12 protein-coding genes and 1 pseudogene are annotated in these 16,576 nt (G+C 72.7%); 11 read left to right on the top strand and 2 right to left on the bottom strand.

Going from position 1 to position 16,576, the window contains the following annotated elements:
* Positions 1 to 19 precede the first annotated feature (19 nt).
* From ABD481_RS20740 to ABD481_RS20730, 3 genes are all read left to right on the top strand, one after another.
* Complete coding sequence (locus ABD481_RS20740) at positions 20 to 2,020, top strand: cell wall-binding repeat-containing protein (RefSeq protein WP_344667361.1); 2,001 nt, start codon at positions 20 to 22, stop codon at positions 2,018 to 2,020.
* Positions 2,021 to 2,339: 319 nt separating this feature from the next.
* A complete protein-coding gene (locus ABD481_RS20735) occupies positions 2,340 to 3,959 on the top strand; it encodes an ABC-F family ATP-binding cassette domain-containing protein (RefSeq protein ID WP_344667360.1) in 1,620 nt (539 codons plus the stop codon).
* A gap of 75 nt (positions 3,960 to 4,034) precedes the next feature.
* Positions 4,035 to 5,087, top strand: a complete 1,053-nt coding sequence (locus ABD481_RS20730; protein WP_344667359.1) for a GNAT family N-acetyltransferase — start codon at positions 4,035 to 4,037, stop codon at positions 5,085 to 5,087.
* Here ABD481_RS20730 and ABD481_RS20725 read toward each other — a convergent pair.
* The gene (locus tag ABD481_RS20725) at positions 5,077 to 5,706 is read right to left on the bottom strand and encodes a hypothetical protein (RefSeq protein ID WP_344667358.1); all 630 of its coding nucleotides are present in this window, start codon (positions 5,704 to 5,706) and stop codon (positions 5,077 to 5,079) included. The two genes, ABD481_RS20730 and ABD481_RS20725, sit on opposite strands and share 11 nt — an antisense overlap.
* Positions 5,707 to 5,895: 189 nt before the next feature.
* On the opposite strand from ABD481_RS20725, the gene ABD481_RS20720 reads away from it, so the two are divergent.
* From ABD481_RS20720 to ABD481_RS47410, 7 genes and pseudogenes are all read left to right on the top strand, one after another.
* Positions 5,896 to 7,515, top strand: a complete 1,620-nt coding sequence (locus tag ABD481_RS20720; RefSeq protein WP_344667357.1) for an HlyD family efflux transporter periplasmic adaptor subunit — start codon at positions 5,896 to 5,898, stop codon at positions 7,513 to 7,515.
* A 188-nt stretch (positions 7,516 to 7,703) separates the two neighbouring features.
* Positions 7,704 to 8,399, top strand: coding sequence for an ABC transporter ATP-binding protein (locus ABD481_RS20715; protein WP_344667441.1), 696 nt, complete (start codon positions 7,704 to 7,706; stop codon positions 8,397 to 8,399).
* Positions 8,399 to 9,628 (top strand): ABC transporter permease, encoded by a 1,230-nt coding sequence (locus ABD481_RS20710; RefSeq protein ID WP_344667356.1) that lies wholly within the window; start codon positions 8,399 to 8,401, stop codon positions 9,626 to 9,628. Before ABD481_RS20715 ends, ABD481_RS20710 begins: the two co-directional genes overlap by 1 nt.
* A 24-nt stretch (positions 9,629 to 9,652) precedes the next feature.
* Positions 9,653 to 10,339 (top strand): DUF5666 domain-containing protein, encoded by a 687-nt coding sequence (locus ABD481_RS20705; protein WP_344667355.1) that lies wholly within the window; start codon positions 9,653 to 9,655, stop codon positions 10,337 to 10,339.
* Between the two features lie 11 nt (positions 10,340 to 10,350).
* Entirely contained in the window at positions 10,351 to 11,052 is a 702-nt protein-coding gene (locus tag ABD481_RS20700) for a response regulator transcription factor (RefSeq protein ID WP_344667354.1), read from the top strand.
* The gene (locus ABD481_RS20695; RefSeq protein WP_344667353.1) at positions 11,049 to 12,812 is read left to right on the top strand and encodes a sensor histidine kinase; all 1,764 of its coding nucleotides are present in this window, start codon (positions 11,049 to 11,051) and stop codon (positions 12,810 to 12,812) included. Before ABD481_RS20700 ends, ABD481_RS20695 begins: the two co-directional genes overlap by 4 nt.
* A gap of 104 nt (positions 12,813 to 12,916) precedes the next feature.
* Positions 12,917 to 13,108 (top strand): annotated as a pseudogene (locus ABD481_RS47410) (DUF6924 domain-containing protein); the annotation flags it as partial.
* A gap of 22 nt (positions 13,109 to 13,130) precedes the next feature.
* Here ABD481_RS47410 and ABD481_RS20690 read toward each other — a convergent pair.
* Complete coding sequence (locus ABD481_RS20690; protein ID WP_344667352.1) at positions 13,131 to 14,816, bottom strand: AMP-binding protein; 1,686 nt, start codon at positions 14,814 to 14,816, stop codon at positions 13,131 to 13,133.
* Positions 14,817 to 15,193: 377 nt separating this feature from the next.
* Between ABD481_RS20690 and ABD481_RS20685 the strand changes: the two genes are divergently transcribed.
* Positions 15,194 to 16,501, top strand: a complete 1,308-nt coding sequence (locus tag ABD481_RS20685) for a sensor histidine kinase (RefSeq protein ID WP_344667351.1) — start codon at positions 15,194 to 15,196, stop codon at positions 16,499 to 16,501.
* Positions 16,502 to 16,576: the final 75 nt, after the last annotated feature.

The following is a 16,576-nucleotide window of genomic DNA, read 5'->3' as shown; positions in this document are numbered from 1 at the left end:
TTCCGACCAGGAAAGCACAATGCCCTCCATCAGAACCCGCACGACATCCCTGTCCCTGGCCGGCGCGGCGGTGCTGGCCCTCGGAACGGCGGCCTGCCCGGCCCAGGCCTCGGCCGCGGCCTCGGGCCTGCCGCAGCACGCAGCCCGCAACGGCGCCATCACGTTCGCCGCTCCGTACTTCACCGGCGTGGCCGCTGTCGATCCCGTCACGGGCGCCAACGTCCCGTTCCCCATCCCCGCGCTCAGCGCCCTGAAGGGCACGCTCAGCGACGTCGCATGGGCGCCGGACGGGACGAGGATCGCGGCCGTCCTGGCCCACGGCACGACCGAGGGCCGGGACCTGATCACCTACTCCTTCCTCGACCAGACCGTCACCACGGTCGAGGCCGGCATCCCGCTGCTGTCGGGTCCGTCCTGGACCCCGGACGGGTCCGCCATCCTGTTCTCCAGCCCCAGCGGGCCGCAGCGCAACGGGCCGGACGTCCTGTGGACGATCAGCCCGGCGGCGGGCAGCGTCGAGCACCAGGCGCTGCCCGACGAGCCGAAGTGCCAGGAGATCGAGCCCTCGGCCGGGCCGGGCGGCGCGATCCTGTTCACCCGGACCCCGTACCTCTCCTGCGACGGCGGCAACGGCATCGGCTACTCCGTCAACGGGCACACCACCGTCATCGGCCAGGCGCAGGACTTCCACCCGGCGCTGTCCCCGGACGGCAGGACCATCGTGTACTGCCACCCGGACCCGACCAGCGGCAGCTACCAGATCTACCGCTCGGCGATCGTCGACGGGATTCCGCAGCCCGGCGTCCCGCTTCCCGGCACGCCGAACCGGGTCACCGGCGACCTGGTGTTCTCGCCCGACGGGTCGGCCATCGCGTTCCACGTCGCCACCGCCTCGGGCGGACAGCTGATGACCATGCCGGCCGCCGGCGGCACCCCCGTCGGCCTCGGCCAGCCCGGAAGCACCGGCACCCGCCTGAGCTGGCAGCCGGTCTTCGACAAGGACGTGGTCCGGCTCTACGGCGACAGCCGCGTCACGACGGCGGTCAACGCCTCGCGCTTCGAGTGGGCCGGCAACGGCACGGCCGACCCGGCCCGCAAGCAGGCGAAGGCCGCGGTCATCAGCCGGGCGGACAACTACGCCGACGCGCTCGGCGGCGCCGTCCTGGCCACCCGGGCCGGCGGCCCGCTGCTGCTCACCGCGACCGGCACCCTGGACCCCGCGGTCCGGGCCGAGCTCGACCGCATCCTTCCCGCCGGAGCACCGGTCTACGTCCTCGGGGGCGGCGCCGCGGTCTCCCAGAACGTCGAGAACCAGCTCGCCGGCCGCTACAAGGTGCAGCGCGAGGCGGGCTCCGATCGCTATTCCACCGCGGTGGCCGTGGCCAAGGCCACGCTCGCGCTGACGCCCGCCTCGGGCAACCCGGTGCACATCCTGGCCGCCACCGGCCTCAACTACCCGGACGCGCTGTCCGCCGGCGCCGCCGCCGGAGCGCTGGGGAACGGTGTGGTGGTCCTGACCGCGGACGGCCGGCTGCCGGACGCGACCCGGCGCTTCCTCGCCGACCCGACCGGCACCCGGGCGGCCGTCGAGGTCGACACCATCGGCGGCCAGGCGCACCAGGCCATCCCCGACTACGTGGGGAGCGTGCCGCTGCCGGCCGGGTCGTACATCAGGGACTACTCGGGCCAGGACCGCTTCGACACCTCCTACAAGGTGGCCAACAGCCTGCTGACCGGCCTGGTCCCGACCGCGGCGGGCATCGTCACCGCCGAGAACTGGCCCGACGCCCTGGCCGGCGGCGCCCTGCTCGGCACCCTGCGGGGACCGCTGCTGCTCTACCCCTCGGCCGCGACCGCCGCGACCGGTGCGACCGACAAGTGGCTCCGGGCCAACGCGGCCCATCTGCGCTCGGTGCTCATCCTCGGTGGTCCGAACGCCTTGGGGCCCTCGACGCCGCGCCTGATCCAGAGCGACATCGCACCGCCCGGCGGATCGGTCTACACGGAGAACCCCTACTGACCAATCACGTGTTCTGCTGAGCGATACGGCTACGAGCCGGTGCTGCTCGGGCGTCCGGATCCCGGTGCCCGAGCAGCGCTGTCTCCGGCCGCCTCAATAAACCCCTTAACGGCACCGGCTCCCGTGTTACCGTAATAAGCATCCCCGTTTAGAGGAGCGCGACATGTTGGGCGAAGACGACATCTCCGGCTGAGCTGCCGGGTGGTCGAGCGTGGGTGGGTCGTCGATCCGCCGCTCGGCGTCTGTGTCTTCTTGTCTCCCCACTGGTCTTTCCCGTATCGAGCGGACTGCTCTGCGGGCTCCTCTAGGGCGTGTTCCCATGTCTTTCTCCCCCATTGTCGTCGCCGACCTGTCGTTCTCGTGGCCGGACGACACCCCGGTGTTCCAGGACCTCTCCTTCAATGTCGACGCCGAGCGCGTCGGGCTGGTCGCGCCCAACGGGGCCGGGAAGAGTACGTTGCTCAAGCTCGTCGCGGGGGTGCTGACGCCGCGGTCCGGGAGTGTCTCCGTGGAGGGGGTGCTCGGGTATCTGCCGCAGGATCTTCCGTTGACCGCGGAGCGCAGCGTGGCCGAGGTGCTCGGAGTCGCGGAGGTCGTGGCGGCGCTGGACGCCATCGAGGGCGGCGACACCGACGAGCGGCACTTCGCGGTGATCGGCGACGACTGGGACGTGGAGGACCGGGCCCGGGTCGAGCTGGAGCGGCTGGGGCTGGACCAGGTGTCGCTGCGCGACCCGCTCGGTGCGTTGTCCGGCGGGCAGGCCGTCTCGCTGGGGCTGGCCGCGGAGCTGTTGCGGCGTCCGGACGTGCTGCTGCTGGACGAGCCCACCAACAATCTGGACGGACCGGCCCGCCGGCGCCTGTACGAGGTGCTGGAGAAGTGGCGCGGCTGCCTGCTGGTGGTCAGCCACGACCGCGAGCTGCTGGAGCGGATGGACCGCATCGCAGAGCTCGACGACAGCCGGATCCGTTTCCACGGCGGCAATTTCAGCGCGTATCAGGAAGCTGTCGAAGCAGAGCGGGAGTCGGCGGAACGCCGGCTGCGCAACGCCGAGCAGGAGCTGAAGCGCGAGAAGCGGGAGATGCAGCAGGCCCGGGAGCGGGCCGAGCGGCGGGCCGGCAACGCGGCGCGCAATCTGGAGAACGCCGGGCTGCCGCGCATCGTGGCCGGCGGGCTCAAGCGCAGCGCCGAGAACTCGGCCGGCACCGCGCGGCAGATGCACGTCTCACGGGTGCAGGACGCGAAGGAGCGGGTCGACGACGCGTCCCGGGCCGTGCGCTCGGACCAGCAGATCGCGCTGGAACTGCCCGGGACGCGGGTCCCGGCCGGCCGCACCCTGTTCGTGGGGGAGCAGCTGCGCAAGCGCTTCGGCGACCGGGAACTGTTCGCCGGCGAGGGCGTGGACCTCACCGTCCGCGGCCCCGAGCGCATCGCGCTGACCGGCGCCAACGGCGCGGGCAAGTCCACGCTGCTCCGGCTGATCAGCGGCGACCTGGCCCCCGACGCCGGCTCGGTCCAGCACGCCGACGGCCGCACCGCCTATCTCTCCCAGCGCCTGGACCTGCTGGACGAGGACCGCACCGTGGCCGAGAACCTCGCCGCCGCGGCGCCGACCCTGCCCGACGCCGAGCGCCTGCATCTGCTGGCCCGCTTCCTGTTCCGCGGCCGCCGCATTCACTTGCCGGTGCGCGCGTTGTCCGGCGGCGAGCGCCTGCGCGCGACGCTGGCGTGCGTGCTGTTCGCGGAGCCGGCGCCGCATCTGCTGCTGCTCGACGAGCCGACGAACAACCTGGACCTGGTGAGCGTCGGACAGCTGGAGAGCGCGCTGAACGCGTATCAGGGGGCGTTCATCGTGATCAGTCACGACGAGCGTTTCCTCGCCGAGATCAAGGTGGAACGGCGTTTGGCGCTGATGGAAGGGCGGCTGGTGGCGGGCTGACCGCGGATCCGCTCATCGCAGCATCCTGTTTTATTCGCGAGCACGCCGGCCGGTCCGGCGGTAGCGTCCGATGGCATGACGCCACCTCCGCCGCCCGTCATCGAACCGTTCGACCCGCACGCCGCCTCCGAGGCCGACCTGGACGCCCTCCACGCGTTCCGGGTCGCCGCGCGGGCGGTCGACATGCCCGAGGACCCGGCTCCGAGCCGCGCCGCGGTGGTCGGCCAGGCGCGGACCGCGACCTGGTCGGACAGCGTGCGGGCGCTGTGGGTGGCCCGGGTCGACGGCACCGTGGTCGGGCTGGGCTCCCACGAGCTGCTCGCGGGCGTGAACTCGACGATCGGCTACGTGGACCTGCGGATCCACCCGGCGCATCGGCGGCGCGGGATCGGGACCGCGCTGATCCGGCCGATCGCCGAGTCGGTCACGGCGGGGGGCCGGGACCTGGTGCTGGGCGTGCCGGTGAAGCCGGGGTCGGCCGGCGAGGCGTGGGTGACCCGGCTGGGCTTCGCCTTCACCGCCGACGTCGTCGTCCAGCGGCTGGTGGTGCGCGGCGAGGACGCCGTCCGACCCCGGTCGGCGCCGGTGGCCCCGGGCTACCGCCTGGTGGAGTGGTCGACCGCGGCGCCGGAGGAGCTGATCGCGTCCTATGCCGCAGCCCGCCAGGCGATCGCGGACGCCCCCAGGGGAGGCTCCTCCTATCGCGAGGAGGGGCGGTGGACGCCGGAGACCATCCGCGAGGCCGAGCGCCACTATGTGGAGCAGGGCGCCCAGGAGCGGGTCGCGGTCGCGGTCTGCGAGGCGGACGGCACCGTGGCCGGGCTGACCATCGTCGTGCGCTACATGTTCCGCCCCGAGTTGGGGTACCAGTTCGACACCGCCGTGATGCCCGCCCACCGGGGCCGCGGCCTCGGTCTCGCGCTGAAGTCCGCCATGCTCGGCACGCTCCGGAGCGAGTGGCCCGAGTTGGAGCGGATCCACACGAGCAACAACACGACGAACACGTACATGCTCGCGGTCAACGAGGAGCTGGGATTCCGGCCGCTGCGCCATGGGCGCTATTACGAACTCCCGACCGCGCAGTTGCTGGCGAACCTCGCCCAACTGCCGGACGCCGTCAGCCGGTGAGCTTCGCGACGTCGGCCTTCGCCGTCGCAAGGTCCTGCGTCACCAGGGCGGCGGCCGCGTCCAGGTCGTCTTGGGCCGCGGTCCCCTGCTGGTACCGGGACGCCGTGGCCACCCAATCGCTCAGGTCCCACTTGGCCTTCGCCATGTCGCGCGTCCACTGGTTCAAGGTCCCGGGTTTGCCGTCATAGGCGGCCGTGGCTTCGTTCACGGCCTCGGTATACGTCGCGTCCGCCTCAGGGTTCGGTGACAGCCGGAACTTCGCGAACGCCGCGGCCGGCGAGGTCGAATCCGTGAACGCCTGGCTATAGGCGGCCTCGGAGGCATAGTGCGTAGTGCCGATGATCGTCTGGCCGGTCGCGAGCAAGTCCGTGTAGTGCTGGACGGATGCCAGCAGGATTTCGGAAGCCTTAGCTTTTCCTGAGAGATGGTCCGCGCCGCCGGAGCCGCCGGAGCCGCCGTCCGCGCTCCGCCGAGCATCCGGATCCGCGCCGAGGCCGGCCGACGCGCCGGCCACCGATCGCGGGTCGTCGTCGAATCCGCCCAGCGCGGCGACCGCGGCGAGCAGCACCATCACCCCGGCCAGGACGGACAGCAGGGTCAGGCCCTGCCGCTGCCCCATGCCCAACACCCGGCGCAACGGCCGGCCGCGGCGGCCCGTCCCGGGCCTCCAGTCAATCTTCGGCACCCTGGAGAAACTAGCGGGGACCACCCCCTGTTCACCAGGGTGTCGAATAGTACTGAGGCCCAGGCTGAGACTGAAGGGCGCCCTTCACCTTCGCTTCAGCCAAGCAGAGAAACCTCTGGCGCCATGACCGATAGCCCGCGACTCCCCAAGGGAGTCTGGATAAACACCTCGCTCGCCGTGGTCGTGGCCGCCGGCGGGGCGGGCGCCTGGGCCCTGCTCGGCAACGACACCACCACCAAGGCCGCTTCGAGCAGCCGCACCGTCGCGGTGCAGCGCGGCGACGTCACCGCGCAGGTCTCGGCCTCCGGCAACGTCACGCTGCCCGCCCAGGACTCCCTCGCGTTCACCGCTTCGGGCACGGTGACCGAGGTCGACGTGAAGGTCGGGGACGTCGTCAAGGCCGGCCAGGTGCTGGCCAAGGTGGACCCCGCCGACGCCAACCAGCAGCTGACCGCCGCGCAGGCCCAGCTGGCCACCGCGCAGGCCCAGCTGACCAAGCTGCAACAGGGCCAGACGCCGCAGCAGCAGGCGCTCAGCGCCCAGCAGCTGAAGTCGGCCCAGGACAGCCTGGCCGCGGCCCGGACCTCGTACAGCGACTCGCAGAACTCGATATCGCTGGACGCCTCGAACCTGGCCTCGGCGGTCGGCAACGCCAAGTCCGCGCTGAGCGCGGACCAGGCGACGCAGGCCGCGGACTGCGCCGCCGGCGCGGCCAAGGCGGCGGCCTGCACGGCCGACGCCAACAAGGTCGCGCAGGACCAGAACGCGCTGACCCAGGCCCAGAACGCCCAGAAGACCGGGACGCAGAAGGACACCCAGTCGCTGCACCAGGCGCAGAACTCGCTGAACCAGGCGCAGAACTCCTACAACACCACCGTGGCGCAGCAGGCGGTCTCCGCCGCCCCGGCCACCCCGGACCAGCTGGCGCAGGCCAACCAGTCGGTGGTGAACGCCCAGAACTCGGTCGCCTCGGCGCAGAAGGCGCTGACCGGCACGACGATCACGGCGCCGACCAACGGCACGGTGCTCTCCGTCGGCGGCGTGGTCGGCGACGCGGTGAGCGCCGGGTCCTCGGGCTCGTCCTCCTCGTCCTCCTCGGGGTCGACCGGCTCCTCCGGCGCCTCCGGGTCGTCCGGGTCGTCGAGCTCCTCCAGCACGGCCAAGTCCGGCACCGGCTTCATCACCCTCGGCGACATGAGCACGCTGACCGTGCGGGCCCAGTTCGCCGAGACCGACGCCTCCAAGCTGAAGGCCGGGGAGTCGGCGCAGATCTCGATCAACGCCGTCCCGGGCTCGGCGCTGACCGCCTCCGTGCAGTCCGTCGACCCGACCGCGACCGTGGTGTCGAACGTCGTGGAGTACGGCGTCACGCTCCAGTTCACGGCCGGCCAGCAGGACCTGGCCTCGCTGAAGCCGGGCCAGACGGCCTCGGTCACGGTGGTCACCGACAAGGTGACGAACGTGCTGTACGTGCCGTCCTCGTCGGTGACCACGGTCGGCGGGCAGAGCACGGTGACGGTGGTCAGCGGCAAGGCCCAGACCCCGACGCCGGTGCAGGTCGGCGTGGTCGGCGACCAGACCACCGAGATCACCTCCGGCCTCAACGAGGGCGACCAGGTGCTGCTGTCCTCGCGCACCACCACGGGCACCACCACGAACCGCGGCGGGTTCACCGGCGGCGGCGCGGCCGGCGGCGGCCTGGGCGGCGGCCTCGGCGGCGGCCGGGGCGGATTCGGGGGGTGACCGGCATGCGCGGCAAAGACGGCCGCAGCGATCCGGAGGCGCTGGACACCCTGGTGCTGCCGACCGTTCCGGACGCTCCGCACACCGCCGGCGGCCCGGGCGGCCCGGGCGGCCCCGGGGGTCCGGGCGGCGGGCCCGGCGGCCCCGACCCGGTCATCCAGCTCACCGACATCACCAAGACCTACGGCATGGACGGCACCGCGGTGCACGCCCTGCGCGGCGTGACCCTGACCGTCCCGACCGGCGACTACGTGGCCATCATGGGCGCCTCGGGCTCGGGCAAGTCGACGATGATGAACATCATCGGCTGCCTGGACGTGCCCACCTCAGGCAGCTACCGGCTGGACGGCATCGAGGTCGAGCAGCTCTCGGACCGGCAGCTCGCGCTGGTCCGCAACCGCAAGATCGGCTTCGTCTTCCAGTCCTTCAACCTGCTGCCGCGCACCACCGCGCTGGACAACGTCGAGCTGCCGCTGATCTACGCCGGGGTCGGCACCGCCGAGCGGCGCAAGCGGGCCCGGGCGGCGCTGGAGCTGGTCGGTCTGGGCAGCCGCCTGGACCACAAGCCCAACGAGCTCTCCGGCGGCCAGCAACAGCGGGTGGCAGTGGCCCGGGCGCTGGTCACCGCGCCGGCCCTGATCCTGGCCGACGAGCCCACCGGCAACCTGGACAGCACCTCCTCGGCCGACGTGATGGCGCTGTTCGACCGGCTGCACCAGGCCGGGCGCACGATCGTGCTGATCACCCACGAGCACGACATCGCCGAGCACGCCGACCGGGCGATCCGGCTGATGGACGGCCGGATCGTCTCCGACGAGCGCAACGGCGCCCGGGGCTGGCTCTCCGGCCGGCCCGGCGCCGGCGCCACACACGGGAGCGTCTGATGAGATTCCGCGAGGTCTTCCGCTTCGCCTTCGCCGGCCTGCGGGCGAACAAGCTGCGCTCGGCGCTGACCACCCTGGGCATCCTGATCGGCGTGGGCGCGGTGATCCTGCTGGTGGCGGTCGGCAAGGGCTCCGGGGCGCAGGTCCAGGCCAACATCAACAAGCTGGGCACCAACCTGCTCACCGTCTCCCGGCAGGCCGGCGGCTTCGGCCAGCGGGCCTCGCGCAACACCGGGACGCAGAGCTCGGTCTCGGCGCTGACCACCGCCGACGCCCAGGCGCTGGTGGATCCGACCAACGCCCCGGACGTGCTGTCCTCCTCGCCGGTGGTGACCGCGAGCCCGACCGCCACCTACTCCGGGGCCACGCACCAGATCGCGCAGCTGGTGGGCAGCGTGCCGGCCTACTTCACGGCCACCAACTGGGAGCTCGCCGAGGGCTCGCTGCTCGGCGACGACGACGTGACCCAGGCCCGCAAGGTGATCGTGATCGGCCAGACGGTGGCCACCGACCTGTTCGGCACCGCCGACCCGGTCGGGCAGCAGGTGCAGATCAACAGCGTCCCCTACACCGTCGAGGGCGTGCTCAAGGCCAAGGGCTCGACCGGCCTGAACGACGCCGACGACTTCGCGGTGGCGCCGCTGACCACCGTGCAGAACTCGCTGACCGGCTTCGGCTCGCTGAACCAGATCGTGGTGGAGGCCAAGTCGGCCTCGGCCACCACCGCGGCGCAGGACGAGATCACCTCGATCCTGATGTCCCGGCACCACCTGGCCGCCACCGCCTCCCCGGACTTCCGGGTGCTGAACCAGCAGTCGCTGCTGGCCACCTCGGACTCCACCACCCACACCTTCACCGTGCTGCTCGGCGCGGTCGCGGCCATCTCGCTGGTGGTCGGCGGCATCGGGATCACCAACATCATGCTGGTCACGGTGACCGAGCGGACCCGGGAGATCGGCATCCGCAAAGCGCTCGGCGCGCCGCGCGCGGCGATCCTCGGCCAGTTCCTCATCGAGGCCGTTTTGCTGTCCCTGATCGGCGGAGCGCTGGGGGTGATCGCCGGCCTGGTCGGCACCCGGTTCACGGTGGCCGGCGTGAAGCCGGTGATCGTGCCGGCCTCGATCGCGCTGGCCTTCGCGGTGTCCGCGCTGATCGGGCTGTTCTTCGGGTCGTTCCCGGCCAACCGGGCGGCCAAGCTGCATCCGATCCAGGCCCTGCGCCACGAGTAAGCAACCACGAGCGGGAGAAGTCAGATGTCTGAGAACCAGGCCGGCCAGTCCGCCGGCGACGGCACCGGCACCGGCACGGGATCCGAGTCCGGCACCGGCAACGATGAGTTCGAGCTGCTGTCCACCGCGCCGAGCGCGCCGGACATCGCCGGCCAGCTCAAGGCGCGCAACGGCGGCGGCGGGCTGCCGAAGGTCACGCTGGCGCTGATCGGCGTGGTGCTGGCGGTCGGCGGCTTCGTCGGCGGCATCGCGGTCGGCAAGTCCAACACCGACTCGACCAAGACCACCAACAACGCCGCGACCGGGACCGGGGCCAACCGGGCCCGCGGCTTCGGCAACGGGCAGTACGGCGGCACCAACGGGCCGTCCGGCGCGCCCAGCGGCGCGAACGGCCAGTTCGGCCGGGGCGGCACGGTCACCGGCAAGGTGACCGCGGTGAACGGCAGCACGCTGACCATCACCGACTCCACCGGCAAGCAGGTGACGGTCGACACCGACGGCCAGACCACCATCACCATCGGCAAGACCGGCGCGCTGTCGGACCTGGCCGACGGGTCGGAGGTGACGGTGATCGGGACTCCGGACAGTAGCGGCAAGATCACCGCGCGTTCGGTGCTGAGCGGCATCAGCAACTTCGGCGGGTTCGGCGGGGGCCGGGGCGCCCGCACCCCCTCGGCGTCGGCGTCTTCGCCTGGTGGGTCAAACGGGTGATACTGGACGGGATGGACACCCGAGAATCCCGCAGCCTGCTGGTCGTCGACGACGACACCGAGATCCGTGACGCGGTGGCCCGGGCGTTCCGCCTGCAGGGCTACCGCGTCCGCACCGCCTCCGGGGGCCTGGCGGCCCTGGAGCAGATCGCCGCCGAGGCCCCGGACGCGATCGTGCTGGACGTGATGATGCCCGAGCTGGACGGGGTGGAGGTGTGCCGGCGCCTGCGCGGCGTCGGCGACCACACCCCGGTCCTGCTGCTGACCGCGCGCGACGCGGTCGGCGACCGGGTGGCCGGGCTCGACGCCGGCGCGGACGACTACCTGGTGAAGCCGTTCGCGCTGGCCGAGCTGCACGCCCGGGTGCGGGCGCTGCTGCGGCGCGCGGAGTACGAGCCGCTGCCGGAGTCCGAGCGGCTGGTGTTCGAGGACCTGGAGCTGGATCCGGAGTCCCGGCTGGCCTACCGGGCCGGACGCTCGATCGAGCTGACCCGGACCGAGTTCGCGCTGCTGGAGCTCCTGATGCGGAACAGCGGGCGGGTGCTGCCGCGGGAGGTGATCTCCGACCGGATCTGGGGCTACGAGCTCGGGCCGGAGTCCAACTCGCTGGAGGTGTTCGTCTCGTGCATCCGGCGCAAGACCGAGGCCGGGGGCGAGCCCCGGCTGCTGCAGACCGTGCGCGGGTTCGGGTACACGCTGCGGGTGCCGGCGTGAGCTGGGCGCTGCTGCGGCGGGCGCGGCGGGCTGTGGCCGGTGCGGGTGCGGGTGTGGGTGCGGTGGTCGGGGCAGGTGCGGGGGCGGGTGCGGGTGCGGTGGTCGCGGCAGGTGCGGGGGCGGGTGCCGGGGTCGGCGCGGGTGCGGGGGCGGGTGCCGGTGCGGTGGTCGGGGCGACGCCGTTCGAGACGGCGTCCTTCCAGGCGTGGCCGCGCGAGGCGCCGCCGCTGCTGACGCCGCCGTACGTCGCCGCCCCGAGTCCGAACGTGAGCCCGCTCCCGGGCGCCGGGGGCGACGGCGGTACCGGCGACAGCGGTACCGGCACCCCCGTGCGCCGCCGGCTCAGCTTCTCGGTGTGGCGCCGTCTCCCGTTGCGCGCGCGCCTGGCCCTGGCCGCGTCGGTCGCGGTGGCCGCGGGCGTCAGCGGCGGCGTGGCGTTCGCCTACCTGGCGGTGCGGCACGAACTTATCCAGCACATGGACGAGGGCCTGCACAGCCAGGGCGAGCGGATGCAGAACAGCCTGCAGCGCGGGTACCTGCACCCGTTCCCGGACCGCACCGCGCTGTACGGCGAGCTCCAGGGCAAATGGCAGCTGATCGACAGCAACGGCACGGCGCTGACCGTCAAGCAGGTCAGCGAGCGGGTCGCGATAATCGTCCCGGCCGACCAGCGGATAATGCCGATCTCCCCCACGGACGCCGCGGTGGCCGCCGGGGACGAGACCGACCACGTCTCCTCGGCCCACATGGGCGGCGACCACCTGCGGATCCTGACCTTGCCGATCGGCAACAACCGCGCGGTGCAGATCGGGTTCTCGCTGTCCGGCGTGGACCGCCAGCTGTCCACCCTGGGCTGGGAGATGTTCGGCGCGGCCTCGGCCGGCATCGTGCTGGCCGCCGGGCTGGGCTGGCTGGTGACCCGCAGCGCGCTGCGGCCGGTGGCCGAGCTGACCGGCGCCGCCGAGCGCATCGCCGCCACCCACGACCTGGCGCACCGGATCCCGGACGCCCGCCCCGGCGAGTCCCGCGACGAACTGCGCCGCCTGGCCGCCAGCTTCAACTCGATGCTCGACGCGGTGCAGGAGGCCACCGACCGCCAGCGACAGCTGGTCGCCGACGCCTCCCACGAGCTGCGCACTCCGCTGACCGCGCTGCGCACCAACGTCGAGGTGCTGGCCAACGCCCCGCGCCTGGACCCGGAGGACCGCGAGGCCCTGGTGAGCAGCATCATGAACGGCCTGGACGACCTGACCGCGCTGGTGACCGACACCGTAGAGCTGGCCCGCGGCGAGGAACAGGCCGACCACTTCGAGGAGCAGCGCTTCGACCTGCTGGTGCAACGCTGCGTCGACCGCGCCGCCGCCCACTGGCCGAAGGCGGTGTTCCGCGCCGACCTGACCGAATGCGACGTCGTCGGCGTCTCCGACCGCCTGGCCAAGGCCGTCCGCAACCTCCTCGACAACGCCGCGAAGTTCTCCCCCGACGGCGGCCTGGTAGAGGTCGGCGTGACCGCCCACCGCCACGACGTGACCCTGACCATCCGCGACCACGGCCCCGGCATCCCCACCGAGGACCTGCCCCGCGTCTTCGACCGCTTCTACCGCGCGGCCAGCGCCCGCGGCCTCCCCGGCTCCGGCCTCGGCCTGGCCATCGTGGCCCAAGTGGCCGCCGGCCACGGCGGCACGGTCAGCGTGGCGGCGGCACGGGGCGGCGGCGCGGAGTTCACGGTGACGCTGCCCAGGGCGGCGGCGGAGGTCTGAGGCGGGGGGTGTCGGCTGTCGAGGTGTCGGCTGTCGGGATCTTGGGTGTCGGGATCTCGGGTGTCGGCAGCCGACGTTAGGGTCGCGCGCATGGAGCATGGTCAGCGATCGTGGCTGCGGCGGAGGCGTTGACACGAGGAGGCTTCCAAGCTTTCGTCACCACCTGCGATGACCGCGCTTTCGCCGACCTGACTCCGGCCGAGGTCATGGAGCACCTGCCCAACTACCACTGGCACAAAGTCCTGTTCCTGGTCGACGCCGTCACGATTCGGCATCCCGAGCATCCACTGGCGCAGACCCGGACGGCATCGTGCGTCTCTACTGAGCCGCCCTACCAACGCCAAGCACCTCGTAGACCAGCTCCCGCCCCGCTCGCGTCCACACCACGTCCTCGCCGACGTCCCACCAGCCCTGCTCCCGCAGTGCGTAGCGGGAGATCTTCTCGGTCGCGGTGGTGATCAGTGTGTCGGTGACGCGGACGAAGCGCGGGGCCATCTTGGTGCCCAGATCTGCTTGCGCCGTCAGGAAATCCGCGAAGGCGCGGGGATCGAACCCAGCACCCTGGTTCAGGACCAGGGAGCACATCACAGCGTCCCCTGAGACCTCGTCGGGCACCGCATAGGCCGCCACCCCGGACACCGGCTCCCAGCGCGCCAGGATGGCCTCCAGGAGCGCTACGGACAGGTTCTCGCCGTCGACGCGCATGCGGTCGGCCTTGCGGGCGGCGAAGTACAGCCAGCCGGCGCTGTCCGCGTAGAAGAGATCCCCGCTGTGGTAGCGGCCCTCGGTGAAGCGTTCGGCGTCGGCTTCGGGGTTCTTCCAGTAGCCGGTGAAGGCGCCGGGGCCGGTGCGGACCAGTTCGCCGATCGCGGCGGCGCCGTTGAGGAGGCGGCCGGCCGGGTCGAAGGCGCCCGGCGGGCAGGGGGCGCCGGTCTCGGTGTCGAGGACGGACAGGGTCGGGTCGGTGCGGCCGACGGCTGTGCCGCGGGCCAGGACGGCGGCGGGGAAGGTGCGGGGCGCCACGATGTTGATGCCGCCCTCGGAGGCGCCGTAGCCCTCGGACAGGGGGCAGCCGAAGCGGCGCTCGAAGCGGTCGCGGTCCACCGGGCCGGCCTCGGTGCCGAAGCCAGCGCGCAGGGTGTTGCGGGCGTCGTCGGGGTGCTCGGGGGTGGCCAGGATGTAGGAGACGGCGCGGCCGACGTAGGTGAAGTACGTGGCCTGATAGGCGCGGACGTCGGGCAGGAAGCCGGAGGCCGAGAAGCGGTCGCGCAGGGCCACGGCGGCGCCGGCCACCAGGGCCGGACCCCAGTTGGCCAGGACGGCGTTGCCGTGGAACATCGGCATCGGGATGTAGCAGACGTCCGACGCCGTCAGCGCGAACCGCTCGGCCATCGCGGCGCCGGAGGCGGCGAGGCGGCCCTGGACACAGGTGACGGCCTTCGGCGCGCCCGTGGACCCGGACGTGAAGTACAGCAGCATCCGGGTCTCGTCGGTGATCGGCGCGACCGGGTCGACGTCCTCGGGTCCGACGCCGCGGAACGGCGCCAGCGCCTCGGCGTAGTCCGGATCGTCGACGACCAGCAGCGGCAGGGCACCGCCGCCCGAACTACCGCCACAACCACCGCCCCGACCGCCGCCCGCCCCACCCCCCAACCCGATCCCCGCCAGCAACGGCAGATACGACCGCGACGTCACCAGCACCTCGCACTCCGCGTGCCGGATGTCGCGCGCCAGCTCCGCGCCCCGCCGCGTGGGGTTGACGCCGACCAGCGCCGCCCCGGCGAGCGCCGCCGCTTCGAGCCAGAACACGAACTCGGCGGTGTTGTCCGCCAGGATCCCGATATGCGGCTCCATGCCGGGCCGGTGCCGCCGCCGGAACAGCGCCGCCCTGCTCGCGGCCGCGGCCGCCGTCTCCGCATGCCGATACCGCACCCCGCCGGGCCCCAGCAGCCCGGTGCCGGCGCGCCGGGCCTGGGCTCCGATCAGCTCCGCGACCGTCACCATGCCGCGTATGGAAGGCCATCCCGCGTGAAGCCGCAAGAGGTTACGCTGAGTAGGTGGACGTGAACGTATCGGCTACGGACAAGGTCCGAGTGACGGTCGACGCCGACCGGTGGGCGGCGGTCAAAGCTGCACGCGGTCGGCGGCGAGACGCGGGTGGAGAAGCTGACGTGGACCGCCTCGACGACGAGCATCGGACCTCCGTCATGACTTCCGCGACCCCGGTGGCCCCTGCGACACTGGGGGCGCCCGAGCCCCGAGGGACGTGGTCCGCACCACGGCTCCCGGTCCGCCGGGCCCCCGGGGTAGGGATAACCGGGGGTTGAAGTTCCCGGGCCGCACCGTGGGCCGGACGGCCATGATCGGCAAGACTCTCTCCCATGAAGCGTTTCCTGTTGAGCCCGTTCGCCGCGCGGACTTGGCGCCAGTACCTCTACGCCCTCGTGTCCGCGCCCCTGGGCCTGGCGGGATTCGTCTACGTCGTCGCGACGCTGGCCGTCGGCGGCGCGCTGAGCTTCACGTTCGTCGGACTGCCGCTGATCGCCCTGGCGATCTTCCTGGCCCGCCACTACGCCCGGTTCCAGCGCCTGCTGGCCCGGGGCCTGCTGGGCGCCGAGATCGAGGCCCCTCCGCCGAACCAGCGCTGGGCGGCCTCGCACGGCGTGCTGGCCAAGCTCGGCGCGGCGCTGGGCGACCTGCCGGCCTGGCGGTCGCAGGCCTATCTGCTGGTGCGCTTCCCGCTGGCCATCGCCTACACCCTGACCCTGGCCTTCGGCGTGGTCGAGGCGGTCACGCTGATCACTTACCCGATCTGGTGGTCGATCTTCGACATCCAGAACACGGACAGCAAGGGCGTCGTGCACCACTCGGCCCTGCAGATCGGCGACGGCTTCTACTTCGACAACCTCTCCCGGGCCCTGCTGCTGACCGCGGTCGGCCTGGTCTGGCTGTACGCCGGGGTGTGGATCCTGAAGGCCCTGCTCCGGCTCGACAAGCTCCTGATGACCGCGCTGCTGGGCCCGACCCGGGGCGAGCGCCGGGTGGAGGAGCTGACCGTGAGCCGGGCGCACGCGGTCGACGACTCGGCGGCCGCGCTGCGCCGGATCGAGCGCGACCTGCACGACGGGGCGCAGGCGCAGCTGGTGGCGCTGGCGATGCAGCTGGGCGAGGCGAAGGAGAACCTGGACGCCTCCGGGCCCGGGGGCGAGGCGCTGGACCTGGCCGAGACCAGGGCCCTGATCGACAACGCGCACCGCAACGCCAAGCTGGCCATCAACGAGCTGCGGGACCTGGCCCGCGGCATCCACCCGGCGGCGCTGGACAACGGCCTGTCGGACGCCCTGGGCACGCTGGCGGCCCGGTCGGCGATGCCGGTGACGGTGTCGGTGGCGCTGGGCGAGCGGCCCTCGGGCGCGATCGAGACGATCGCCTACTTCTGCGCGGCCGAGCTGCTGACCAACGCGGCCAAGCACGCGGCCCCGACCCGGGCGGCGCTGACGGTGGTGCAGGAGTCGGGCAAGCTGATACTGACCGTGGAGGACGACGGGCGCGGCGGCGCGCGGGTCGGGTACGCCGGGGGCCTGGCGGGCCTGTACGACCGGGTGCGGACGGTGGACGGGTCGCTGGCGGTGGACAGCCCGGTGGGCGGCCCGACCCGGGTCGTGGTGACGCTGCCGATGCGGGTGTGACGCGCGGGGCGGCGACGCGCCGCTGAGCCGACCGGACGCTTCTCCCGGCGGCCGGGCCCTCCGAGGGCCCGGCCG

This window comes from Catenulispora yoronensis, from assembly GCF_039531695.1.
Taxonomy (GTDB): Bacteria; Actinomycetota; Actinomycetes; order Streptomycetales; family Catenulisporaceae; genus Catenulispora; species Catenulispora yoronensis.
This window is presented reverse-complemented; position numbering and strand designations above follow the sequence as displayed.